Below are 24,896 nucleotides of genomic sequence, written 5' to 3' on the forward strand. Positions count from 1 at the left end.
TCTGCGCTTGCGTATGAAGAGAACATCAAGTCTGAAAACATCTGTTTTCAGCTCTAACGAAGATAACTTCCGTTATCAGGTTAAGTTAGAAAGGGCGCACGGTGGATGCCTTGGCACTAGGAGCCGATGAAGGACGGTACGAACACCGATATGCTTCGGGGAGCTGTAAGTAAGCGTTGATCCGGAGATTTCCGAATGGGGAAACCCGCTGCTCGTAATGGAGCAGCATCCTGATCTGAATACATAGGATCTGGAAGGCAGACCCGGGGAACTGAAACATCTAAGTACCCGGAGGAAGAGAAAGCAATAGCGATTCCCTGAGTAGCGGCGAGCGAAACGGGATTAGCCCAAACCAGAAGGCTTGCCTTCTGGGGTTGTAGGACACTCAACACGGAGTTACAAAGGAACGGGGTAGAAGAAGCGGTCTGGAAAGGCCCGCCAAAGAAGGTAACAGCCCTGTAGTCGAAACTTCGTTCCCTCCTGAGTGGATCCTGAGTACGGCGGGACACGAGAAATCCCGTCGGAAGCAGGGAGGACCATCTCCCAAGGCTAAATACTCCCTAGTGACCGATAGTGAACCAGTACCGTGAGGGAAAGGTGAAAAGCACCCCGGAAGGGGAGTGAAACAGATCCTGAAACCGTGTGCCTACAAGTAGTCAGAGCCCGTTAACGGGTGATGGCGTGCCTTTTGTAGAATGAACCGGCGAGTTACGATTACGTGCAAGGTTAAGTTGAAAAGACGGAGCCGCAGCGAAAGCGAGTCTGAATAGGGCGATTGAGTACGTGGTCGTAGACCCGAAACCAGGTGATCTACCCATGTCCAGGGTGAAGTTCAGGTAACACTGAATGGAGGCCCGAACCCACGCACGTTGAAAAGTGCGGGGATGAGGTGTGGGTAGCGGAGAAATTCCAATCGAACCTGGAGATAGCTGGTTCTCTCCGAAATAGCTTTAGGGCTAGCCTCATGGTTTAGAGTCTTGGAGGTAGAGCACTGATTGGACTAGGGGCCCTCATCGGGTTACCGAATTCAGTCAAACTCCGAATGCCAAAGACTTATCCATGGGAGTCAGACTGCGAGTGATAAGATCCGTAGTCGAAAGGGAAACAGCCCAGACCACCAGCTAAGGTCCCCAAGTATCCGTTAAGTGGAAAAGGATGTGGGGTTGCTTAGACAACCAGGATGTTGGCTTAGAAGCAGCCACCATTTAAAGAGTGCGTAATAGCTCACTGGTCGAGTGACCCTGCGCCGAAAATGTACCGGGGCTAAACGGATCACCGAAGCTGTGGACTGTTCTTACGAACAGTGGTAGGAGAGCGTTCTAAGGGCTGAGAAGCCAGACCGGAAGGACTGGTGGAGCGCTTAGAAGTGAGAATGCCGGTATGAGTAGCGAAAGAGGGGTGAGAATCCCCTCCACCGAATGCCTAAGGTTTCCTGAGGAAGGCTCGTCCGCTCAGGGTTAGTCGGGACCTAAGCCGAGGCCGAAAGGCGTAGGCGATGGACAACAGGTTGAGATTCCTGTACCACCTCTTTTCCGTTTGAGCAATGGAGGGACGCAGGAGGATAGGGTAAGCGCGCTGTTGGATATGCGCGTCCAAGCAGGTAGGCTCAAGGGATAGGCAAATCCGTCCCTTGGTTAAGGCTGAGCTGTGATGGCGAGGGAAATTAAGTACCGAAGTTCCTGATTCCACACTGCCTAGAAAAGCTTCTAGCGAGGAAAATGGTGCCCGTACCGCAAACCGACACAGGTAGGCGAGGAGAGAATCCTAAGGTGATCGAGAGAACTCTCGTTAAGGAACTCGGCAAAATGACCCCGTAACTTCGGGAGAAGGGGTGCTCTTTAGGGTGAATAGCCTTGAAGAGCCGCAGTGAATAGGCCCAGGCGACTGTTTAGCAAAAACACAGGTCTCTGCGAAGCCGCAAGGCGAAGTATAGGGGCTGACGCCTGCCCGGTGCTGGAAGGTTAAGAGGAGAGGTTAGCGCAAGCGAAGCTTTGAATTGAAGCCCCAGTAAACGGCGGCCGTAACTATAACGGTCCTAAGGTAGCGAAATTCCTTGTCGGGTAAGTTCCGACCCGCACGAAAGGCGTAACGATCTGGGCACTGTCTCAACGAGAGACTCGGTGAAATTATAGTACCTGTGAAGATGCAGGTTACCCGCGACAGGACGGAAAGACCCCGTGGAGCTTTACTGCAGCCTGATATTGAATTTTGGCACAGCTTGTACAGGATAGGTAGGAGCCTTGGAAACCGGAGCGCCAGCTTCGGTGGAGGCATTGGTGGGATACTACCCTGGCTGTGTTGAACTTCTAACCCGCGGCCCTGATCGGGCCGGGAGACAGTGTCAGGCGGGCAGTTTGACTGGGGCGGTCGCCTCCTAAAATGTAACGGAGGCGCCCAAAGGTTCCCTCAGAATGGTTGGAAATCATTCGCAGAGTGTAAAGGCACAAGGGAGCTTGACTGCGAGACCTACAAGTCGAGCAGGGACGAAAGTCGGGCTTAGTGATCCGGTGGTTCCGCATGGAAGGGCCATCGCTCAACGGATAAAAGCTACCCCGGGGATAACAGGCTTATCTCCCCCAAGAGTCCACATCGACGGGGAGGTTTGGCACCTCGATGTCGGCTCATCGCATCCTGGGGCTGTAGTCGGTCCCAAGGGTTGGGCTGTTCGCCCATTAAAGCGGTACGCGAGCTGGGTTCAGAACGTCGTGAGACAGTTCGGTCCCTATCCGTCGCGGGCGCAGGAAATTTGAGAGGAGCTGTCCTTAGTACGAGAGGACCGGGATGGACGCACCGCTGGTGTACCAGTTGTCTTGCCAAAGGCATCGCTGGGTAGCTATGTGCGGACGGGATAAGTGCTGAAAGCATCTAAGCATGAAGCCCCCCTCAAGATGAGATTTCCCATCGCAAGAGTAAGACCCCTGAAAGATGATCAGGTTGATAGGTTCGAGGTGGAAGCGTGGTGACACGTGCAGCTGACGAATACTAATCGGTCGAGGACTTAACCTTTATTCAAGTAAGGCTGCTTCACTCGTGCAGCACATCGTTATCTAGTTTTGAAAGAGCAATCTTTCAACAAAATATCTGGTAATTATGGCAGAGAGGTCACACCCGTTCCCATACCGAACACGGAAGTTAAGCTCTTTAGCGCCGATGGTAGTTGGGGGTTTCCCCCTGTGAGAGTAGGACGTTGCCGTACATGAGAAAAAGGCTTGCCCCTTGGGGTGAGCCTTTTTTGTTTGGGTTTGGGGATGCGGGATACGCTTGGGATAGAGGGAGATAGAAGGGGTGGGGGATACGTGATTCGGGATCCGCCATGGGTGGAGGGAAGGAGAAGGAGGGGGGAATACTCGATTCGGTTGAACTTAGTGTTTACTAGCTTATCGTTTGGCTGGACTTTGTTTTGGCCGGGGGAACTGGCGAACATTCAAGTTAAAGTAAGAATAGGCGCATATATGCTCGATTCTAGGGCTGTACTGGATCGTGTGGGCTGCGGAAGAGGATTCCGAAGCATGGAAGGCGGCTGCGATCTCTGTCGAACCCTCCCGAAAAGTCGATATCCGCTCATTTTAGTCGATAAATCGAAATAATCGCCGATATATTAAAATTTCGGTCGATATCCGCTCAGGAATAGCCGATATCTTGCCACATCCCCCACTGCCATACCTAAAACAAGCGTATTCCTCTCCATTCTCGCCGCTAATTTCCTCCCTCTGCGTCGTAATGCTACCCATTTCATCAATTTTGAACAAAAACAGGCGAGTTTTAATAAAAAAAATCCACTAGCTTTATCCTCTACTCTCCAAAAGATGCTTCTGCTAACATCAATCTCCCGAGAAATCGATATAAACCTTCAAAAATCCCTCATCTGACATCTAAGTATAGCCAGCCTCCCCACCGCATACAGCTAATCTAGTTCAAATGCAATGATAAAGTTTTCCTGTGAAAAACCTCCGATCTGCCCTCTCCCCAACAAAAACAGCAAGATTAACTTTTATAGACATACACAGTTGGGCTGAAGCCTTCATACATTAAGGGCAGAGGGCAAAGGTGAACCAGTAAAATTCTGAAAGTTGTATACAAATCGCCGCCGCTGGCCAAAATAGCAGTATGGAGGTGGAGAAATGATCGGAAAACTGTCTGGAATTTCAAAGGAGGAAACGTGTATTATTTGCGACACGTGCAAACCTGATGGAATTCATCTCTATACAAGTTTTATATGCTCGGACTGTGAAAAGGAAATGGTGTCGACTGATGCAACGGAGCCGAAGTATGATTTTTTCGTAAAAAAACTAAAGAGTGTGAAAGCGCCGCCTATGTATTCTTAATGACCTGAAAGGGTCTTTTTTCTTTTTTGCCGATTCAGGAGATTTACCCGATGGATGGAATCGTTGCTGAAGTGAGGAACAAATATTGGTATAATGGAAGTATCGTATTTAAAGGATGGGACCTATTGCTTATGTATACTCCATTGTTTTCTTCGCTGTTGAAGCATCAAGAGAAAAAACCCGTATCTTTTCACGTGCCAGGCCATAAAAATGGTTTGCTGCTGCCGAAAGATGCGGCTCATTTTTATAGAAATGTGATGAAGCTTGATGTAACGGAATTGTCAGGACTGGATGATCTGCATGATCCGCATGGAGTAATTGATGAGGCTCAGAGCCTCGCTGCAGCCTTTTATGGTGCAGAGCAGACATTTTTTCTTGTAAATGGTTCGACCTCCGGTAATCTTGCAATGATTCTGTCTTGCTGCACAGAAGGGGATACCGTTCTAGTTCAGCGCAACAGCCATAAATCCATTATGAATGCATTGGAGCTTGCTAAAGCAGATCCGGTCTTTATCAGTCCTAAAATAGATGAAGCGCTGCATGTTCCTTCTTACGTGGAGGAAAACCGAATAGCTGAAGCGATTGAGGCCTATCCTTATGCAAAGGCGCTTATTATAACAAATCCTAATTATTATGGGGTAAGCGCGGATCTTACTCCTATTATCCGCCTTGCCCACTCGTATAACATTCCTGTTCTGGTTGATGAAGCACATGGCGCTCATTATGGAATTGGTGCTCCTTTTCCCGAATCTGCATTAAAAGCCGGAGCGGACGCGGTTGTTCAATCCGCTCACAAAACGCTGCCTGCTATGACAATGGGTTCCTTTTTGCATGTGAACAGCAGGCTGGTTTCCTTCAGGAGAATAGCGAAAATGCTTTCTATGCTGCAAACGAGCAGTCCATCGTATCCAATCATGGCCTCGCTGGATCTTGCCAGAGCTTTTGCCCAGGAAATAAAGGAATCAGGAAAAGCAGGAGAAATTGCACGTGAAGCTGCAAAAATAAAAGAGTATTTCAATTCTATCGAGGGAATTAAAACAATAGGTACAGAGGATCCGAATGCTATCCAGGACCCTATAAAGCTATCCATTGTTTCTGAAACCGGGCTTTCTGGTTTTGATCTTCAGGAACGCTTTGAGCGCCATGGAATTTACGGAGAACTTGCAGATGAACGAAATTTCCTGCTGATTGCAGGACTGGGGGAAAGCAGCGTTCACTGCCCAAGTCTTGAAAAAGAATTTTCGTCCATGACGATTCCTGCAGGGGAAAAACTTTCGATCACATTTCCGTCCCTGCCTGCGTCCAAGCTTGCCTTGACCTATGGCGAGATGGAGCAAACAGCCAGGGAAGAAGTTCATCTAAATGAGGCGGCAGGAAGAGTGATGGCAGAGGCGGTCATTCCATATCCGCCGGGGATTCCGCTCCTGTTGGCAGGGGAAAGAATAAGCGAACAGCATATAAACTGGATTCTTCAGATGAAGGATCGGGGAGCCCGGTTCCAGGGCCGCCAGAACAGGAATTTCGATACTGTAGCTGTTTATAAGAAAGGTTGAGAAGATTGACAGGCTGTTTTATTACATTTGAAGGTCCTGAAGGGGCCGGCAAGACAACCATTTTAAAAGAAATTCATAAGAAGCTGCAGGATATAGGAATTGATGCGGTCGCCACCCGGGAGCCCGGTGGGATTAAAATCGCTGAACAAATCCGCAGTGTTATTTTAGACATAGAGAATACCGAAATGGATCCGCGAACAGAAGCCCTTTTATATGCTGCTGCCAGAAGACAGCATCTGGCAGAAAAAGTGCTGCCTGCTTTAAAACAGCAAAAGGTCGTTTTATGCGACCGGTTTATTGACAGCTCTCTTGCTTATCAGGGATATGCCAGAGGACTTGGCATGGAAGAAGTTCTTTCGATTAATCTCTTTGCCATTGAGAATGTTATGCCGGACTTAACGATTTATTTCAGCATAGATGCCGAGAAAGGGCTTAAAAGGGTCTATTCGGGCGAAAATAGAGAAATCAACCGGCTTGATAATGAAGATCTGAAATTTCATGATCGCGTTCAAAAAGGGTATCATATGTTACTTGAGCAATATCCCGAGAGAATAAAATCGGTTAATGCGGACCAGACGCCTGAAGAAGTAGCAGAGGAAGTATGGCTTTTAATTCAAAATAAATTGTCTCTATAATCCAAGGAGGAATTGGAAATGAAAATGGTAATTGCTATTGTGCAGGATCAAGATACGAATCGTTTAATCAAATCTCTTACCGATCATAATTTCAGAGTTACAAAGCTTGCTACCTCCGGAGGCTTTTTGAAATCAGGCAACACCACAATCATGATCGGAACGGAAGAACTCAGAGTGCAAAAGGCTCTTCAAATTATTAAGGACAGCTCTCAGTCCCGCGAACAGCTTGTTGCCCCTGTTTCTCCAATGGGAGGAAATGCAGACTCCTATGTTCCTTATCCAGTTGAAGTAGAGGTAGGAGGAGCAACTGTATTTGTTCTTCCTGTGGAAGAATTCCACCAATTTTAAGGAGAAGCGAAAATGAAAATAAATCAGGATATTCGCCTCGCTGCCGATAAAAAGAGCATTCGTCACCAGGATGCACCCTCATCCGCAGGAAGCTTTCGGAATGCCGTTTTAAAAGAGAGCGGCCAGATGAAGGTGAGTCAGCTGAATCAAATGATTACAGAGCTTGAGGCAGCAGGTAGCCGCTTATCCCGTTCAAGGAATTTTCAGGACTTGGTGAAGGTTAAAGGCCTGGTGAAAAAAATCGTCCAGGAGGCTGTCGATTACGGCATGCAGCTAAAGGAATCTAAAAGCTGGGATTATCAAGGAAACAGCCGGTCTCTTAAATTGATTGAGCAAATTGATGACAAGCTTATTGTGTTAACGGAAGACATTGTGAATAAAGAAAAGACGGCCATCGACATCCTTGGAACCGTTGGAGAAATTAAGGGGATGCTGGTTAATTTATATATTTAGTGAGTGATCTAAATGAACAGGACGTGGACAGAGCTTGAGGCTTATCAGCCGAGAGTATTGAAGCTGTTGGAAAAAAGCATTGGCAAAAGCAGACTGGCGCATGCCTATTTATTTGAAGGGAAAAAGGGAACCGGTAAAAAAGAAACAGCTCTTCTTCTTGCCAAGAGCTTCTTTTGCAAAGAACGTATGGATGCTGAGCCCTGCGGTGAATGCAGCAGCTGCCGGAGGATTGATTCAGGGAACCATCCGGACCTGCATGTGATTGAACCGGACGGCCTTTCCATTAAGAAACAGCAGATTCAGAGTCTTCAAGAAGAATTCTCGAAAAAAGGACTGGAATCGGCAAAGAAGTTTTATATGATTTCCCATGCTGATAAAATGACCGTGAATGCGGCGAACAGTCTGCTGAAATTTTTGGAGGAACCGGGAAAGGATACCATTGCGGTTCTAACAACGGAGCAAGTTCATATGATTCTGAACACGATTCAATCAAGGTGCCAAATTCTTCCCTTCAGCCCCCTTCCATCTTCAATTATTCGTCTTGAGCTTGAAAAACAGGGTGTTATCGGGTATATGGCAGCAGCTGCTTCCCAAATGACGAATAATTTGGACGATGCTATCGAATTAAGTCGAAATGATTGGTTTGCAGAAGCGAGAGCGATAGTGATAAAATTGTATGAAGCCTTAACGGTCAGAAAAGAACAAGCAATGGTTTTCGTGCATACTCAGTGGATGCCGTTTTTTTCTGAGAAAGAGCTTCAGGATCAAGGATTGGATTTGTTATTATTTTTATATAAAGACCTTCTCTCCATTCAGTTGGGGATGGAAGATGCCGTAATTTATATAGATATGAAGGAAACCTTGAAGAAGGAGGCCCTTCAGACAGGTCAGCAACGTATAACAGAGAAGGTATTGAGCATATTGGAGACCAAGCGGAAGCTTCATTCAAATGCAAATCCGCAGCTTTTGATGGAGCAGCTGGTTTTAACGTTGCAGGAGGGATAACTTTGTATGATGTAGTAGGTGTCCGGTTTAAGAAAGCCGGCAAAATATATTATTTTGACCCGAACGGGTTTGATATAGATGAGAACGATTGTGTCATCGTTGAGACAGTTCGAGGAGTAGAGTTTGGAAAGATCGTGGTTGCCAGTAAAAAAGTGGACGAGCATGACGTGGTGCTCCCTCTTAAAAAGGTGCTCCGTGTTGCGGATCAAAGAGACCGGATGCTTGTTGAAGAAAATCATGAAGCAGCCCTGAAGGCGTACGAAACGTGCCAGCAAAAGGTAGGGGAACACGGGCTGGATATGAAGCTTGTGGATGTAGAGTACACATTTGACCGCAATAAGGTCATTTTCTATTTTACTGCTGATGGACGGGTTGATTTCAGGGAGCTGGTAAAGGATTTAGCTTCTATTTTTAAAACAAGAATTGAGCTTCGCCAAATTGGTGTCCGCGATGAGGCTAAAATGCTCGGAGGCATCGGTCCATGCGGAAGAATGCTATGCTGTTCGACATTTCTCGGAGACTTTGAGCCGGTCAGCATTAAGATGGCAAAGGATCAGAATCTTTCTCTTAATCCGACCAAGATTTCCGGTTTATGCGGCCGTCTGATGTGCTGCCTTAAATATGAGAATGATGAATATGAATCCGCAAAAGAACTTCTGCCGGATTTGGGTGAAACGATCAGGACCCCGTCCGGAACAGGCAAGGTTGTCGGATTGAATATATTAGAGCGGATCCTGCAGGTTCAGCTGAAGGAAAGAGACGGAGTGGTCGAGTTCAGCTGGGAAGAATTGCAGCAGGAAGGCGCCGTTTCGATGCAATCCACAGAATGAGGTGGAAAGATTGGAGAAAAAAGAAATCTTCGAATCTGTGACCAGTTTAGAAGAACAAATTGGTTCCCTATACAATCAGCTAGGTGATTTAAAACAGCATATAGCAGAATTGATCGAAGAAAATCAGGCCTTATCTTTGGAAAATCAGAATTTGAGAAGACGGCTTGAGCTTTCTTCTTCAGAGGATGTCAGTCTTCATTCTGATGAAAAAAAGGGACAGGTTCACCATGATGATGACAATGCGGACATAAGTGAAGGGTATGATAACCTTGCGAGGCTTTATCAGGAAGGCTTTCATATTTGCAATGTTCACTACGGAAGTCTCAGAAAAGACGGAGATTGCCTTTTCTGTTTGTCATTTCTTAATAAAAAGTAGCCTCCCTTTTATTTGGGGGCTTTTTTTATCGGTCGATTTCTGAAGAAAGGATAACGCGATGAACGTGGAATTAATAGGCGATGAGAGGCTGGATTACTTATTGGCAGAAAACCTCCGGATTATCCAAAGTCCGAGTGTTTTTGCTTTTTCGTTAGATGCCGTGCTGCTCGCCAAATTTGCATATATGCCGATCCAGAAGGGAAATGTACTGGATTTGTGCACAGGAAACGCGGTCGTTCCGCTGCTTTTAAGCACCCGCTCAAAAGCACAAATTACAGGAGTGGAAATACAGGAACGGCTTTATAACATGGGCAAAAGAAGCGTGGAGTACAATGCGCTTTCCAATCAGATTGACATGATCCACGGCGATCTAAAGGATATGCCTTCCGTACTTGGGCATCAAAAGTATGATGTCGTAACATGCAATCCGCCATATTTTAAAACCCCCCAAAAAAGGGAGCAGAATGAAAATGAACATTTGGCGATTGCCAGACATGAAATTCATTGTACACTTGAGGATGTTGTCCGCGTAAGCAGCCAGCTTGTCAGACCGGGGGGAAAGGTTGCCTTTGTACACCGGCCGGGCCGTCTGCTTGAGATTACCGAGTGGATGAAGCACTATAAGATTGAACCGAAGCGCATACAACTTGTATACCCGAAAAAGGGCAGGGAAGCGAACACTCTTTTAATAGAAGGAATAAAGAATGGACAGCCGGATTTAAAGATCCTGCCGCCTCTTTTTGTATACGAGGAAAACAATGAATATACAAAGGAAGTCAGGACCATCCTTTATGGAGAAGAATAGCCATTGCTTTTATGTATTGGAATGCCGCGATGGAAGCTTTTATGGAGGATACACGAATCACCTTGAGCAGCGTATCCAAAAGCACAATGATGGGAAGGGCGCGAAATATACGAGAGCGCGCAGGCCGGTTGTGCTTCTCTATGCAGCTTGCTTTGAAACGAAAAATGAAGCAATGAGTGCCGAATACCACTTTAAAAAATTGACAAGAAAACGCAAGGAAAAATACCTGGAAGAGCATCTTCCATTCTGGAAAAGGATGAATGAGCATGCGGACACAGCAGAGCTTCAAGGAGAATACGGACACGGGGATCCTTTATCTGGTTCCGACGCCAATCGGAAATCTTGAAGATATGACATACAGGGCCATTCGTATATTAAAGGAGGCCGATTTGATTGCTGCTGAGGACACGAGGCAATCCAAGAAACTGTGCAACCATTTTGAAATTGATACGCCGCTGACAAGCTATCATGAGCATAATAAAGAAAGCAGCGGATATAAAATTATCGACTATTTAAAAGAGGGAATAACCATTGCCCTTGTAAGCGATGCCGGTATGCCGACCATTTCGGATCCGGGAAGCGAGCTGGTGGAGGCAGCGTTGGAAGAAAATCTGACGGTTGTTCCGCTGCCGGGGGCAAACGCTGCTCTAACTGCTCTCATTGCATCCGGACTGACACCTCAGCCATTTTTCTTTTATGGGTTTTTAAATCGCCAGAAAAAAGAAAAGAAGAAAGAGCTTGAGCTGTTAAAACCGCGTCAGGAAACGATAATTTTCTACGAATCCCCGCATAGGCTGAAAGATACGCTGACTATAATGGAAGAAATCCTGGGGAATCGGAAGGTTGTTCTTTCAAGAGAGCTGACAAAGAAGTTTGAAGAGTTTGTAAGAGGCACTCTATCTGAAGCGAATGAGTGGGCAATAGCCAATGAAATCCGCGGGGAATTCTGCCTTATTCTAGAAGGGGCATCCAGTGAAGATGCAGAGGCAGAGGAAGATCTATGGTGGAACGGATTAAGTATAATTACCCATATTGAACATTATATTGAAAAAGGGATTTCTTCAAAGGAAGCTATTAAAACCGTAGCTTTAGATAGAGGGTTGCCTAAAAGGGAAGTCTATAACGAGTATCATAAGGAAGAGTAAGCTCTTTTTAGGAATAAGAAAAAAGTCCCTGTTATAGGGACTTTTTAATATTACTTAGATTGGAATTGGTTTTGGATTTCTTGGATCAGCTGCTCAGCGCCTTCTTTGCTTAGCACCAATTTGCCGTTAGCCAATGTCATGTTGTCATCAGAAACTTCACCAGTAACGTGGCAAGTCATGTTTGGCTTATATTTTTTAAGAATGATTCTTTCATCATCCACGTAGATTTCAAGAGCGTCTTTCTCTGCAATTCCTAATGTACGGCGCAATTCAATCGGAATCACCACGCGGCCTAGTTCATCAACTTTACGTACAATACCTGTAGATTTCATTGAATGTTCTCCTCCCGTTTTTGCTATATATGCTATTTTTCTCTTAACTTCGTCATTATTCGACAAAATTTATTTGCTTCATAAGCATAACAGTGTTTCCAAATTACGTCAATAATTTTGTTTCCAATAATTATTAAGCATTTTTGAAAAAGACTGCAAAGCCTGTTCTGTTAAGGTTTGTATTTAAAGAAATACCCTAAAAAATAGGAAATTAAACCTAAATCAACCAGTGAAACATTATAGCTGTAATAGCTTTGTAGTTACCTAATTATAAACATCCTTCGACAAAATTCAACAATAATTTTGTTGAATCCAGCATTTGGATGGTTTACAATATTATATAATTCCCAGCACGCCTCATTTTTTTGTCCATACCGCGGTATATTTTCTTGATATTGAAGGCTAAGATGGTATCATAAAGAGTAGATGCGAGATAGCAAACATGCTCTCGTCCTTCGGGGCGAGGGCATTTGTTCTAATTTACGGCAAGGAGTGGAAATCATGGAAAGCAAAAAGACGTTTTACATTACAACTCCGATTTATTATCCAAGCGGAAATTTACATATTGGCCATGCCTATACAACTACGGCAGGCGATGCGATGGCAAGATATAAGCGCATGCGCGGATTTGATGTGATGTATCTGACCGGAACGGATGAACACGGACAGAAAATTCAGCAAAAAGCAGCAGAAAAGGGCGTTACTCCGCAGGAATATGTGGATGGCATTGTGGATGGAATTAAAAGTCTTTGGAAGCGCATGGATATTTCCTATGACGACTTTATCCGTACCACAGAAACCCGTCACAAATTGGTTGTCGAAAAAATATTCAAACAGCTTCTCGATCAAGGTGATATTTATTTGGATGAATATGAGGGCTGGTATTCGATCCCTGATGAAACCTATTACACGGCACATCAGCTTGATGACCCGATTATGGAGGATGGCAAAATTGTCGGCGGAAAAAGCCCTGACAGCGGACATCCAGTCGAACTGGTTAAAGAGCAGTCGTACTTTTTCCGGGTAGGAAAATACTCAGAACGCCTTTTGAAGTATTACGAAGAGAATCCTGAATTTATTCAGCCGGAATCCCGCAAAAATGAAATGATTAACAACTTCATCAAACCGGGCCTTGAGGACCTGGCTGTATCAAGAACATCCTTTGACTGGGGAGTTAAGGTTCCTGGGGATCCGAAGCATGTGGTTTATGTGTGGATTGATGCACTTTCCAATTACATCACGGCTCTAGGGTATGGAACCGATCAGGATGAGAAGTACCGCACCTATTGGCCGGCAGATGTTCATTTGATGAGTAAAGAAATTGTCCGCTTCCATACGATATACTGGCCAATCATGCTAATGGCGCTTGACTTGCCGCTGCCGAAGAAGGTTTTCGCGCATGGATGGCTGCTGATGAAGGATGGAAAAATGTCTAAATCCAAAGGAAATGTAGTGGATCCGATTACACTGATTGACCGCTACGGACTGGATGCTTTGCGCTATTATCTTCTCAGGGAAGTTCCATTCGGCTCCGATGGTGTATTCACACCGGAAGGGTTCGTTGAGAGAGTGAATTACGACCTGGCGAATGACTTAGGAAACCTTCTGAACAGAACGGTAGCAATGATCGATAAATATTTCGAAGGAAATATTCCTAATTATCAAGGATCCGTTACGGAATTTGACCGGATACTTGAAGAAATGAACCGTACGACCTCAGAACGCTATGAAGAGGCTATGGAAAAAATGGAATTCTCGGTAGCTCTGGCTTCCGTTTGGCAGCTTGTAAGCCGTACAAATAAATACATTGATGAAACACAGCCTTGGGCATTGGCAAAAGACGATGCAAAAACAGACGACCTTGGCTCTGTTATGCATCATCTTGCAGAATCTTTGAGAAGAACAGCCATTCTTCTTCAGCCATTCCTGACAGAGACGCCGGCTAAAATCTTCTCCCAGCTCGGCATTAAAGACGAATCTTTAACAAAATGGGAAAGCATACACACCTTTGGCCATCTTAAAGATAGTAAAGTGGAAAAAGGTGACCCGATCTTCCCACGTCTCGATATGGCGGAAGAAGTCGAGTATATTAAGAGTCAAATGTCAGGCGGAACTCCGATCGAGGAACCTGCAGAAGAAAAAACAGAAGAAGCAGATGAAATCACGGTAGACGATTTCTTCAAAGTGGAGCTTCGGGTGGCAGAGGTCCTTCAAGCTGAGCCGGTTAAGAAAGCAGACAAGCTGCTTAAACTTCAGCTGGATCTTGGAACAGAAAAAAGACAAGTGGTTTCAGGAATTGCGAAGCATTACACACCTGCGGACCTTGTTGGAAAAAAGGTAATTTGCGTGACAAACCTTAAACCTGTGAAGCTCAGAGGTGAACTATCCCAAGGGATGATCCTGGCCGGAGATCATGAAGGTGGATTATCTCTCGCAACAGTGGATCAAACCCTTCCAAACGGTACAAAAATAAAATAATTTTGACAAGCATACAATTTGTCGAAAGAGGTGTTCCACGTGTAACATTTTGGTGGAACGCCTCTTTTTTTGGTGATAATTGTTGATTAATGAAGAGCTTTTTTGTTAAAAAAAGCAGATGAGAGTATGATAAAAAAAGCGAAACGGAAAGGGGTACCTATACATGTTATTCGATACGCATGCACACTTAAACGCTGTACAGTATGAAGAAGATCTTGAGGAAGTCATTGATCGGGCAAAAGCAGAAGGCGTTGAAAAAATTGTGGTTGTCGGTTTTGACACAGAAACCATCACGAGAGCGATGGAGCTGACGAATCAGTATGAATTTATTTATGCTGCAGTTGGATGGCATCCTGTAGATGCCATTGATATGAAGGATGAAGATCTAGCTTGGATTAAGGAGCTTGCCTCCCATCCTAAAGTGGTAGCCATCGGCGAAATGGGTTTAGACTATCATTGGGATAAATCTCCAAAAGAAGTTCAAAAAGAAGTTTTCAGGAAGCAGATTGCATTGGCAAAAGAAGTAAAACTCCCGATCATCATTCATAACCGGGATGCTACGGCAGATGTGGTTGAAATTTTAAGAGAAGAGGGAGCAGAAGAAGTAGGAGGAATCATGCACTGTTTCACAGGAAGCGCAGAAGTGGCGAAAGAGTGTATGGACATGAATTTTTATATTTCATTCGGAGGTCCTGTTACGTTTAAAAATGCAAAAAAACCGAAGGAAGTTGCTGCAGAAATTCCGCTGGACAGATTGCTGATTGAGACGGACTGTCCATATCTTACTCCTCATCCGTTCAGAGGAAAACGAAATGAGCCGGGCTATGTGAAATATGTGGCTGAACAGATTGCGGAGCTCAGAGGAATGACCTTTGAAGAAGTAGCTTTGATTACCACGGAAAATGCAAAGAAATGTTTCGGCATTTCCTGACAGAATTCCCTGTCATATGATGGGGAAGCTTGTCCTGCATGTCGTAAATTTAAAAAAGTTCTACCGTTTTGTGCCTGTGCATAGGATAACTTTGTCGACAAGTTTTCCTTTCCATTTCACTATTTTCTTAGCATAATAGGGACTGCGGCTAGAAAATATAGAAAAATGTGGTGAGGGTTGACAGTCTGAGTGATACTCTATATAATCACTCGGAGGATAAGGAGGCGTTTTTCATAGTGATAGAAAACTTGAAAAAGCTGTTTTCCGAAAAGATGAGTAAAAACAAACTCATCCTCTCCGCTACTAGTTTGCTAGTAATGGGAACAGGCACTGCTTTCGGTACATATGAGGGAACGAAAGACGAAATTACTGTTTCTGTGAACGGAAATGAGGAGACGATTAGAACGCACGCAGACACCGTAGGAAATTTATTTTCAGAATTAGATATAGATGTGCGCGATCAAGACCAGCTTTCCCATTCGGAGAACACAAAATTAAACAGCAGCATGAAAGTTGTCTACGAAGCAGCCCAACCGGTGAGGCTTTCAGACAACGGTAAAGATCAAACTCTGTGGACTACAGCTGATACTGTGGACGAAATGCTGAAAGAAGAAGGCATTAAATTATCCAGCCACGATAAGATCAGTCCGTCCCCGGACACAAAGATTACGGATCAGCTATCCCTCTCAATTAACCGAGCTTTTCAGCTGTCCATGAATGTAGGCGGCAAAGAGAAAAAGGTTTGGACCACTTCGACTACGGTCGCTGACTTTTTAAAGAACCAGAAAATTAAACTCAATCCATCAGATAAAGTTGAGCCAAGATTAGAGGACACGTTGCAGGCAAACAGCGCTGTAACTGTAAAACGCGTAGAAAAAGTCACCGATGTAGTGGAAGAACCGCTTGATTTCGCTGTTGTAAAGAAAAATGACAGCAATCTGGAACGCGGAAAGCAAAACGTAGTTGAAGAAGGCGAAAAAGGATCCAAGAAAGTCCACTTCGCAGTGGTGAAGGAAAACGGGAAGGTCATCTCCCGCAGGCTGGTGAAAGAGGAAACGGTTAAAGAGAGCAAGGACCGCATTATTGCTATTGGCACTAAAGCAAGAAAAGCATCGCCTGCAACAGTCTCTAAACCGGCTTCATCTGCACCAAGGGCAATTGCATCCAGAAACAACGACTCGGTTTCGAAGGAAATGTACGTTACGTCTACTGCATATACGGCAAGCTGCAGCGGATGTTCGGGCCGCACAGCTACAGGAGTCAATTTGAAGGCAAATCCTAATGCTAAGGTAATTGCAGTTGACCCTGATGTAATCCCGCTTGGAACTAAAGTCTATGTTGAAGGCTATGGCTATGCTGTAGCAGCCGATACAGGTTCAGCGATTAACGGAAATAAGATCGATGTATTTTTCCCAGATCAATCTTCGGCAATAAAATGGGGCAGCAAACGGGTAAAAATTAAAATCCTCAATTAACACCTACCTGCTTTTCTAGCCGTCACCAATAGATCGAACAGAGGGATGATTCCCTCTGTTTTTTTTATGCATTCATCAGCTTGCATGGGAGAAATTCAAGTGTTATTAAACGGAAGGTTTTTGGAAGGTTTATGTTTAAAAAGAAACTTGCGTTATAATAACGATATTCGGCTTTATTATTTAGACGAAATGAAATTTCTGAAAGTTTCATTAGTTGGAGGAAAAAATGAAAATAAAAGAAATTATTGTTGTGGAGGGCCGCGATGATACCGTCGCTATTAAAAGAGCCGTCACTGCAGATACAATAGAAACAAACGGATCAGCCATTGGGGAAGATGTGATCGAGCGGGTTAAGCTTGCTGCTGCAGGCAGAGGTGTGATTATTTTTACTGATCCGGATTTCCCCGGTGAAAAAATCCGCAAGACTGTGGCAGAGGCTGTTCCAGGCTGCAAGCATGCCTTTATCGAAAAATCCGATGCCAGGCCTAAAAAGGGCCGTGGAATTGGAGTGGAGCATGCTTCCCCTGAAGCAATCCGCGCAGCTTTGAGTGAAGTGAAAGAGGAAATGTCTGATCTTCCATCACAATGGACACAGGATGATCTTCTTGATTATGGACTGATTGGACATCCAATGGCCAAAGAGCGCCGGGAGAAGCTGGGAACAGAGCTGAAGATCGGATACACGAATGGGAAACAGCTTTTAAAAAGACTGCAGATGTTTCAAATACCAAAATCAGCTTATGAAAAAGCTATGAACAGGATTTTGCAGGAGGAAGAAAAACATGATTAAAGATATCGCCACTCCGGCACGAACGAAAGAGATACTAAAAAAATACGGATTTGCCTTCAAGAAAAGTCTGGGCCAAAACTTTTTAATTGATACGAACGTGCTGCACCGGATCGTGGATCACGCTGAAGTTGGCGAGGAAACCGGAGTCATTGAAATCGGTCCGGGAATTGGAGCCTTGACGGAGCAGCTTGCCAAACGGGCGAAAAAGGTGGTTGCTTTTGAAATTGACCAAAGACTTCTGCCTATTTTAAATGACACACTCAGCTCTTATCCAAACGTAAAAGTCATCCACGAAGATGTATTGAAAGCAAACGTTAAGCAAGTGATGGAAGAGGAGTTCGGAGATTGCAAGGAAGTAATGGTGGTAGCCAATCTTCCTTATTACGTGACCACTCCAATTATTATGAAGCTTCTTGAGGACCAGCTTCCACTTAAAGGCATCGTTGTTATGCTGCAAAAGGAAGTAGCAGACAGGATCGCTGCGAATGCTTCAACGAAGGAATACGGTTCCCTCTCCATTGCTATTCAATATTACACGGAAGCGAAAACCGTAATGACCGTCCCTAAAACCGTTTTTGTTCCTCAGCCAAATGTGGATTCAGCTGTTATCCGGCTGCTAAAGCGGGAAAAACCTGCTGTGGACATGAAGGATGAAGCCTTTTTCTTTGAACTGATGAGAGCTTCTTTTGCTCAGAGAAGAAAAACGATTATGAACAATATTCTGCAGCATTACCCTGCCGGCAAGGCGATAAAGGAAGAAATTGAGCTTGGGCTGAACAACGCAGGAATTGATCCAAGAAGACGCGGCGAATCGTTGACGATTGAGGAATTTGCCAAAGCCACCGATGCGCTTTATCCGCTGCTGAAAAAACAATAAAGAAGGGTGAGAGGGGCAGTCCAAAGCTGCTTTCGCTGTTTACCATTAGTTTGGTTTGGGCTGATTTCCGCGGGACGGGCGGTGAGCCTCCGCGGCACAAGCGCCTGCGGGGTCTCACCTGTTCTGCTGCTCCCGCAGGAGTCGCGCATCTTCCGCTTCAATCAGCTTTTCAAAGTACCTATTTAAAATACAAAACCCCCGGAATGCTCTAACAGCGTCTAGACTAACATAAAAAATGAGACACAACAAAACACCTTCGAAATGGTTACACTGTACCACTACTATTCGGAGGTGTTTTTGCGTTGGTAAGAACCTCTCGCGGCTAAGCAAGCGCCCTCCGCTTTTCTAATCACAATTTTTCCTTTCATACATAGGCTAAAAAAGGATCCATATGCAGGTATGTTCCAAAATCCCCCGTTTTGGAGTGAGAATATGTCATTTACTATAGGAGATGTCGTAGCGCGCAAATCATATCATTTGGATATGCTCTTTCGGGTTATTGATTTGAAGCAGGGGCAGAGCGGCGAGATAATTGCAGTTCTTTATGGAGAGGAATTCCGTCTTATTGCGGATTCTCCTTGTTCCGATCTGGTGGTTATCAGTGATCGTGAACTCAATCAGCGCCATGTCCAGCAAAAAGAGAAGCTAGATCAATCGCTATATCTTTTGGAACAGGATTATCAGCTTCTGAAAGAAAAAAGGGAATATTATGCCACGGCAAGCTATAGTCATCAGGAGGATTTTTTTCACGTGCCCGGGAAGGTTCTTCATTTAGATGGAGATCCTGTTTATCTTCAGAAATGTCTTTCTTTGTATGAAAAAATCGGTGTGCCTGTTCACGGTATTCATTGTCTGGAAAAGGAAATGCCCGAGAAGGTTACTGGCCTTCTCGCTCAATACCGCCCCGATATCCTGGTTATTACAGGCCACGATGCTTATTCAAAGCATAAAGGGAGTATGAGTGATTTGGAGGCTTACAGGCACTCAAAGCATTTTGTAGAGGCTGTTTTAAATGCGAGAAGCCGGATTCCGAACTTGGATCAGCTTGTTATTTTTGCCGGAGCCTGCCAATCGCATTTTGAATCGCTGATTCGGGCAGGAGCGAATTTTGCGAGCTCGCCATCCAGGGTTAATATTCATGCTCTTGATCCGGTTTATATTGTTGCGAAGATCAGTTTCACGCCTTTTGTGGAGAGGATTAATGTTTGGGATGTCCTCCGTAATACGCTCACACGCGAGAAGGGTCTCGGAGGCGTTGAAACAAAAGGAGTGCTCCGTACAGGAATGCCATATAAACGGATTCAAACTGTTCAGGAGTAAGAGCCGCTTTTTTAGGCGGTTTTTTTGTTTTCTTTATTTCCAGCTTGCAAGGAAGGATTTTATTTGGCTATTTGCTGATAGCAAATGAGGATGCCCATTTCCATTGACTTTTATGAAATCATAAAGTCAGAAATAATTTACATAAAAGGGGATGCTTCGGTACATAATAGGTGCGAAGGTTAGAATATATTGTAGAAATAATTTTGTTGACAATGTTGTTTAGCCTCTGTATAATTTAAATTTTATTTGACTTTAGAGCGCTAAAGAGGTATAATTGTCTACAGTGAGGTGGATGCAATGGCGAAGACTTTAACCGATATCAAAAACGTGTTGGATTTGAATCTGGGCAAAAGATTGACATTGAAGGCAAATGGAGGACGCAGAAAGACCGTAGAGCGATCTGGGGTTCTGGCTGAGACCTATCCATCCGTCTTTATCGTAGAATTGGATCAAGATGAAAATGCATTTGAAAGAGTTTCCTACAGCTATGCAGATGTTCTCACCGAAACTGTACAATTAACATTTTTTGAAGATGCATCAGGAGCATTAGCTTTAAGCGGGCAGTAGACATTTGTTTGCTGCTTTTTTTATGTCGAAAAACGGCGGAACCTTTTGGTTTTTGCCGAATTTCACCTTATTTTACATATATTCAGCTGCCTTCCTTCCTTGAGCATGTGCATACTAATAAGGTCCCGGCAATATCATCCCGGACACGTTTAGAGCACACATGAGGGGGTTCGTTTCATGGGCAGACGAAAAGGGATCATGACGGAAAGCTTCAAGTATGAGCTTGCAAAGGATTTAGGCTTTTACGATACCGTAATGAATGAAGGCTGGGGCGGAATCCGCTCGCGGGATGCAGGAAATATGACGAAAAGAGCAGTTGAACTTGCTCAAGCGCATATGGCATCTCAAATCACTTCACGCTAAAGAAAAGGGCAGTCTCTCAACGGGACTGCTCTTTTTTCGTTGTTAGGAAATTATAAAATGACTCAATATGGATAAGTATTACCGGTATATCCTCGTCCAGCTCCAGCGCCTGCCCCTCGAGGTCATAAGTCCTTTATCCTGCGGGGGCCCGCAGGACGCGGGTCAGTTCTGCGTTGCTACAGGACTCCGCGCACTTAGCAGAACTTCATAACTTCAAGGCGCTTTCGCTTTTGTTCTTATTCCCGGCACTTTTTGCTATGATACATTTATGATGATTTTTTTAGGAGGAAGAGTACGTGAATTCTTTTTTGCAGCATAATCCAACAAGGCTTTGGTTCGGAGAAGGACAAATTCGCCAATTGAGCAGCGAGCTCGGAGGCATTGGCAAGAACGTGCTGATTGTATACGGCGGGGGGAGCATTAAAAAGAATGGTGTATATGATACTGTTCTAAATGAATTACATAAAGCGGATGCACATGTATTTGAGCTGTCAGGTGTGGAACCGAATCCGCGCCTAACTACTGTAAAGGCAGGAATTGAGCTTTGCCGGAAAGAGGAAATTGATTTGCTTCTGGCTGTTGGAGGCGGAAGTGTTATTGATTGCGTAAAGGCTATTTCCATCGGTGTTTATTATGAAGGGGACGTCTGGGACGTGATTTCAAGAAAAGGTGCACCAGAGCGGGCACTTCCTTTCGGCACCGTTTTAACATTGGCGGCGACTGGATCGGAAATGAACAATATTTCCGTCATTACGGATTGGGAGAAAAATGAGAAGCGGGGCTGGGGAAGTCCGCTCGTATTTCCGCAGTTCTCTATTCTAGATCCATCCTATACATATACCGTACCGCGCGATCAAACGGTATACGGTATCGTGGATATTATGTCCCACGCGCTTGAGCAATATTTCCACCGGACAGAGAATACCCCGATGATTGACCGGTTTATTGAATCGCTGCTTATTACTGTTATGGAAGCCGGAAAGGAATTGGTTCAGGATCTTCATAACTTCAAACTGCGGGAGACGGTGATGTATGCCGGAACAACTGCATTCAATGAGACGCTATCGAACGGGACAGATGGAGGGGACTGGGGTTCACACCAAATTGAACATGCCGTGTCAGCTATCTATGATATTCCGCACGGCGGGGGACTTGCGATTCTTTTTCCAAACTGGATGAGCTATTGTTCTGAAATTGATCCTTCCAGGATGAAAAAACTGGCGGTGAATGTGTTTAAGATTTCCCCTGAAGGAAAAAGTGAATTAGAGACGGCTAAAGAAGGAATTGCAGCGCTGAGAAGCTATTGGAATTCAATTGGCGCACCAAGCAGACTGGCTGATTACGAAATTGATGATTCAAAGCTTGATCAGCTTGTTGAAAAATCATTCATGAAGGATGAAGTCGGAACCTATAAGGTACTTAATAAAGAGGACGTTAGGGAAATTCTTTTGCGAAGCATGTAAAAGCTTCCCGAGGCTTGGCCTACAAGAGGCCCATGTCGAAAAACAGCGATATTTATCTTCTTTTTGTGGTACAATGTGGATACAATTTCAGTTCGTTTTAGAAGCAGGTGAGAGTATGCGTGTTCTAGAAAAAGCGCCGGCGAAGATTAATCTGTCGCTGGACGTTTTACATAAAAGAAAAGATGGGTTTCATGAGGTGGAAATGGTGATGACGACCATTGATCTGGCAGACCGGATCGAGCTGATTGATATGGGGCCAAGAGGCGGCATATCCATTACCTCCCACAACCGGTTCGTTCCGGATGATCACCGGAACCTCGCTTATCAGGCCGCAAGCTTATTGAAAGAACGCTTTGGCATTAAGCGGGGAGTGTCAATCGGGATTACAAAGGTCATTCCTGTAGCAGCGGGGCTGGCAGGCGGAAGCAGTGATGCTGCGGCGGCTTTAAGGGGCCTGAACAGACTGTGGAATCTAGGGCTGACCCTGGATGAACTGGCTGAAATCGGAGCTGAAATCGGTTCTGACGTATCCTTTTGCGTATACGGCGGAACAGCTGTTGCAACCGGGCGCGGAGAAAAAATCCGCCACATTGAAGCTCCTCCTCACTGCTGGGTGATCCTGGCCAAGCCTACAGCAGGGGTGTCAACGGCAGATGTCTACCGCGGTTTGAAGCTTGACGGCGTTCAGCATCCGCACACCGGCAAAATGGTAGGTGCCATTCAGGAAAAAAACTATGAAGGCATTTGCGATAATCTTGGAAATGTCCTTGAGACCGTTACCCTGAAAATGCAGCCGGAAGTCGCCATGATTAAGGATCAGATGAAACGGTTTGGAGCAGATGCTGTATTGATGAGCGGAAGCGGTCCTACAGTGTTTGGTCTGGTTCAATATGAATCAAAGGTCCACCGGATTTACAATGGGCTAAGAGGATTTTGCGATCAGGTATTTGCCGTAAGAATGCTCGGCGAGCGATGCGAACTTGATTAAAGACGTATATTAAGATATATTATCTTTAACAATATTCGGATTTTGGGGGTTATTCCATGAAGCTTCGTCGAAGCGGCAGACTCGTGGACATGACGAATTATATGCTTAATCATCCGCATTCGCTTGTCCCTCTTACCTATTTTTCGGAAAGATACCAGTCTGCAAAATCATCAATCAGTGAAGATTTAACGATCATTAAACAAACTTTTGAACAGCAGGGTGTAGGTTCTCTTCAAACGGTTCCGGGCGCAGCAGGCGGAGTGAAATTCGTACCGGGTATGCACCTTGACGAAGCAAGCTCAATCATTCACTCCATTAAACAGAGAATGGCAGCGCCTGACCGTCTGCTTCCTGGCGGCTATCTTTATTTGACGGATATTCTCGGGGATCCGTCTATCGTGAATAAGGTAGGGAGAATGTTTGCCTCTGTTTTTGCAGAGCGGGATATCGATGTTGTAATGACCGTTGCGACAAAAGGGATTCCTCTTGCTTATGCAGTAGCCAACGATTTGAATGTACCGGTTATCATTGTTAGAAAAGACAGCAAGGTGACGGAGGGTTCTACCGTCAGTATTAATTATGTTTCCGGGTCCTCCAAGAGAATCCAGACAATGGTCCTTGCGAAAAGAAGTTTGAGAGAAGGATCGAACGTTCTCATTATTGATGATTTTATGAAGGCCGGGGGAACGATTAACGGTATGGTGAGCCTGCTGGATGAATTCCAGGCGAAGGTCGCTGGAATCGGTGTATTGGTTGAGACCCAAGGTGTCGAAGAGCGTTTAGTGGATGAGTATATTTCTCTTGTGAAACTGACCGGTGTTGATGTGAAGGGCAAACAGATTGAGCTTCAGGAAGGTAATTTTTTTGATGCTGCCAAGCGGCCGTAACGGTTTTTTTGGCATTTAAAAAAGGAGCTGAAGAACGATGGAAATCATTCAGACTAGTAAAGCGCCAGCTGCAATCGGACCCTATTCTCAAGGGATGGCTGTGAACAATCTCGTATTCACTTCCGGACAAATCCCTCTCCGCCCTGATGGTGAAATGATGGAAGGCGGCGTGAGGGAGCAGACTCATCAGGTGTTCGCGAATCTGCAGGCCGTTCTGGAACAGGCCGGGAGTTCACTTGAGCAGGTTGTGAAAGCAACGGTTTTCATCAAGGATATGAATGACTTTTCGGAAATCAATGATGTGTACGGGGAATATTTTCATACGCATAAGCCGGCAAGGTCCTGTGTGGAAGTGGCAAGACTGCCAAAAGACGCACTTATTGAAATAGAATGCGTTGCCCTAACTAAATAGTTTACCCAAGTCAATAAGAAAACTTTCCTACCTTTCCCTGATTTTTCAAAAAAATTTTTTCAGAATGCAGGAATTGAGAAATTTCCGTGGAATTCATACTGTAAAGTTTTTCATCCAGGGAAAAGGTGGTGAACATAATGGAAGTGACTGACGTTAGATTACGCCGCGTTAACACAGAAGGCCGCATGAGAGCGATTGCATCCATTACACTCGATCACGAATTTGTTGTACATGACATTCGTGTAATCGATGGGAACAATGGCTTATTCGTAGCAATGCCAAGCAAAAGAACTCCAGACGGAGAATTCCGTGATATTGCCCATCCAATCAATTCGGGTACACGCGGAAAAATTCAAGAAGCTGTATTGACTGAGTATCACAGGCTTGGAGAAATGGAAGAAGTCGAATTTGAAGAAGCAGGTGCTTCCTAAAATATGTTCGCCCTTGTTACCAAGTAACAAGGGTTTAATTATGTCTTAAATGTGTTCTGCCGTTTATCATCCTGTCTAACTCCTCATCTAAGCAGTCCCTGGGCTGT

Annotated in this window: 25 protein-coding genes and 2 rRNA genes; 26 read left to right on the forward strand and 1 reads right to left on the reverse strand. The window is 45.0% G+C overall.

What is annotated here, in order from left to right; genetic code table 11:
• Window positions 1-78: 78 nt before the first annotated feature.
• From J9317_RS00205 to rsmI, 13 genes are all read left to right on the forward strand, one after another.
• Window positions 79-3,006 (forward strand): 23S ribosomal RNA (locus J9317_RS00205).
• 74 nt (window positions 3,007-3,080) lie between these two features.
• Window positions 3,081-3,196 (forward strand): 5S ribosomal RNA (gene rrf / locus J9317_RS00210).
• Between the two features lie 925 nt (window positions 3,197-4,121).
• Window positions 4,122-4,325, forward strand: a complete 204-nt coding sequence (locus J9317_RS00215; protein WP_211555595.1) for a sigma factor G inhibitor Gin — start codon at window positions 4,122-4,124, stop codon at window positions 4,323-4,325.
• 131 nt (window positions 4,326-4,456) lie between these two features.
• A complete protein-coding gene (locus tag J9317_RS00220) occupies window positions 4,457-5,878 on the forward strand; it encodes an aminotransferase class I/II-fold pyridoxal phosphate-dependent enzyme (RefSeq protein WP_211562009.1) in 1,422 nt (473 codons plus the stop codon).
• Between the two features lie 5 nt (window positions 5,879-5,883).
• Window positions 5,884-6,513: a dTMP kinase gene (gene tmk / locus J9317_RS00225; RefSeq protein ID WP_211555596.1), complete on the forward strand. Its 630-nt coding sequence runs from the start codon at window positions 5,884-5,886 to the stop codon at window positions 6,511-6,513.
• An 18-nt stretch (window positions 6,514-6,531) separates the two neighbouring features.
• A complete protein-coding gene (locus J9317_RS00230) occupies window positions 6,532-6,861 on the forward strand; it encodes a cyclic di-AMP receptor DarA (protein ID WP_211555598.1) in 330 nt (109 codons plus the stop codon).
• Window positions 6,862-6,873: 12 nt separating this feature from the next.
• Window positions 6,874-7,314 (forward strand): YaaR family protein, encoded by a 441-nt coding sequence (locus J9317_RS00235; protein ID WP_211555600.1) that lies wholly within the window; start codon window positions 6,874-6,876, stop codon window positions 7,312-7,314.
• Between the two features lie 12 nt (window positions 7,315-7,326).
• Entirely contained in the window at window positions 7,327-8,319 is a 993-nt protein-coding gene (gene holB / locus J9317_RS00240) for a DNA polymerase III subunit delta' (protein WP_211555602.1), read from the forward strand.
• A 2-nt stretch (window positions 8,320-8,321) separates the two neighbouring features.
• The gene (gene ricT / locus J9317_RS00245) at window positions 8,322-9,149 is read left to right on the forward strand and encodes a competence/sporulation regulator complex protein RicT (protein WP_035412601.1); all 828 of its coding nucleotides are present in this window, start codon (window positions 8,322-8,324) and stop codon (window positions 9,147-9,149) included.
• Between the two features lie 10 nt (window positions 9,150-9,159).
• Window positions 9,160-9,525: a DNA replication initiation control protein YabA gene (yabA, locus tag J9317_RS00250; RefSeq protein WP_211555604.1), complete on the forward strand. Its 366-nt coding sequence runs from the start codon at window positions 9,160-9,162 to the stop codon at window positions 9,523-9,525.
• 58 nt (window positions 9,526-9,583) lie between these two features.
• The gene (locus J9317_RS00255) at window positions 9,584-10,330 is read left to right on the forward strand and encodes a tRNA1(Val) (adenine(37)-N6)-methyltransferase (protein WP_211555606.1); all 747 of its coding nucleotides are present in this window, start codon (window positions 9,584-9,586) and stop codon (window positions 10,328-10,330) included.
• Window positions 10,317-10,676 (forward strand): GIY-YIG nuclease family protein, encoded by a 360-nt coding sequence (locus tag J9317_RS00260; RefSeq protein WP_211555607.1) that lies wholly within the window; start codon window positions 10,317-10,319, stop codon window positions 10,674-10,676. Before J9317_RS00255 ends, J9317_RS00260 begins: the two co-directional genes overlap by 14 nt.
• Complete coding sequence (gene rsmI, locus J9317_RS00265) at window positions 10,597-11,475, forward strand: 16S rRNA (cytidine(1402)-2'-O)-methyltransferase (RefSeq protein WP_211555609.1); 879 nt, start codon at window positions 10,597-10,599, stop codon at window positions 11,473-11,475. The genes J9317_RS00260 and rsmI overlap by 80 nt, the downstream gene beginning before the upstream one ends.
• Window positions 11,476-11,525: 50 nt before the next feature.
• On the opposite strand, the gene abrB is transcribed toward rsmI, so the two are convergent.
• The gene (abrB, locus tag J9317_RS00270; protein WP_035412587.1) at window positions 11,526-11,807 is read right to left on the reverse strand and encodes a transition state genes transcriptional regulator AbrB; all 282 of its coding nucleotides are present in this window, start codon (window positions 11,805-11,807) and stop codon (window positions 11,526-11,528) included.
• Window positions 11,808-12,305: 498 nt separating this feature from the next.
• Here abrB and metG point away from each other — a divergent pair, with 498 nt between their 5' ends.
• The 13 genes from metG (at window position 12,306) to spoVG (ending at window position 24,789) form a co-directional block, all read left to right on the forward strand.
• Window positions 12,306-14,285 (forward strand): methionine--tRNA ligase, encoded by a 1,980-nt coding sequence (gene metG, locus J9317_RS00275; RefSeq protein ID WP_211562011.1) that lies wholly within the window; start codon window positions 12,306-12,308, stop codon window positions 14,283-14,285.
• Between the two features lie 163 nt (window positions 14,286-14,448).
• Window positions 14,449-15,216 (forward strand): TatD family hydrolase, encoded by a 768-nt coding sequence (locus J9317_RS00280; protein WP_211555611.1) that lies wholly within the window; start codon window positions 14,449-14,451, stop codon window positions 15,214-15,216.
• A 248-nt stretch (window positions 15,217-15,464) separates the two neighbouring features.
• Window positions 15,465-16,691, forward strand: a complete 1,227-nt coding sequence (locus tag J9317_RS00285; RefSeq protein ID WP_249292276.1) for a G5 and 3D domain-containing protein — start codon at window positions 15,465-15,467, stop codon at window positions 16,689-16,691.
• Between the two features lie 214 nt (window positions 16,692-16,905).
• Window positions 16,906-17,481, forward strand: a complete 576-nt coding sequence (gene rnmV, locus J9317_RS00290) for a ribonuclease M5 (RefSeq protein WP_284143246.1) — start codon at window positions 16,906-16,908, stop codon at window positions 17,479-17,481.
• A complete protein-coding gene (rsmA, locus tag J9317_RS00295; RefSeq protein ID WP_211555615.1) occupies window positions 17,474-18,358 on the forward strand; it encodes a 16S rRNA (adenine(1518)-N(6)/adenine(1519)-N(6))-dimethyltransferase RsmA in 885 nt (294 codons plus the stop codon). The genes rnmV and rsmA overlap by 8 nt, the downstream gene beginning before the upstream one ends.
• A gap of 432 nt (window positions 18,359-18,790) precedes the next feature.
• Window positions 18,791-19,678, forward strand: coding sequence for a sporulation peptidase YabG (gene yabG, locus J9317_RS00300; protein WP_211555617.1), 888 nt, complete (start codon window positions 18,791-18,793; stop codon window positions 19,676-19,678).
• A gap of 297 nt (window positions 19,679-19,975) precedes the next feature.
• A complete protein-coding gene (gene veg / locus J9317_RS00305; RefSeq protein WP_123913156.1) occupies window positions 19,976-20,245 on the forward strand; it encodes a biofilm formation stimulator Veg in 270 nt (89 codons plus the stop codon).
• Window positions 20,246-20,422: 177 nt separating this feature from the next.
• Window positions 20,423-20,608 carry a small, acid-soluble spore protein, alpha/beta type gene (locus J9317_RS00310; protein ID WP_211555619.1) on the forward strand — a complete coding sequence of 62 codons (186 nt, stop codon included), beginning with the start codon at window positions 20,423-20,425 and terminating at the stop codon, window positions 20,606-20,608.
• Window positions 20,609-20,904: 296 nt separating this feature from the next.
• Entirely contained in the window at window positions 20,905-22,071 is a 1,167-nt protein-coding gene (locus tag J9317_RS00315; protein ID WP_211555621.1) for an iron-containing alcohol dehydrogenase, read from the forward strand.
• Between the two features lie 115 nt (window positions 22,072-22,186).
• The gene (gene ispE, locus J9317_RS00320; RefSeq protein WP_211555623.1) at window positions 22,187-23,059 is read left to right on the forward strand and encodes a 4-(cytidine 5'-diphospho)-2-C-methyl-D-erythritol kinase; all 873 of its coding nucleotides are present in this window, start codon (window positions 22,187-22,189) and stop codon (window positions 23,057-23,059) included.
• A gap of 56 nt (window positions 23,060-23,115) precedes the next feature.
• Entirely contained in the window at window positions 23,116-23,946 is an 831-nt protein-coding gene (gene purR, locus J9317_RS00325) for a pur operon repressor (protein ID WP_211555625.1), read from the forward strand.
• A 37-nt stretch (window positions 23,947-23,983) separates the two neighbouring features.
• Window positions 23,984-24,358, forward strand: a complete 375-nt coding sequence (locus J9317_RS00330) for a RidA family protein (RefSeq protein ID WP_211555627.1) — start codon at window positions 23,984-23,986, stop codon at window positions 24,356-24,358.
• 137 nt (window positions 24,359-24,495) lie between these two features.
• Window positions 24,496-24,789 carry a septation regulator SpoVG gene (gene spoVG, locus J9317_RS00335; RefSeq protein ID WP_123913162.1) on the forward strand — a complete coding sequence of 98 codons (294 nt, stop codon included), beginning with the start codon at window positions 24,496-24,498 and terminating at the stop codon, window positions 24,787-24,789.
• Window positions 24,790-24,896: the final 107 nt, after the last annotated feature.

It is taken from the genome of Metabacillus flavus, assembly GCF_018283675.1.
Taxonomy (GTDB): domain Bacteria; phylum Bacillota; class Bacilli; order Bacillales; family Bacillaceae; genus Metabacillus_B; species Metabacillus_B flavus.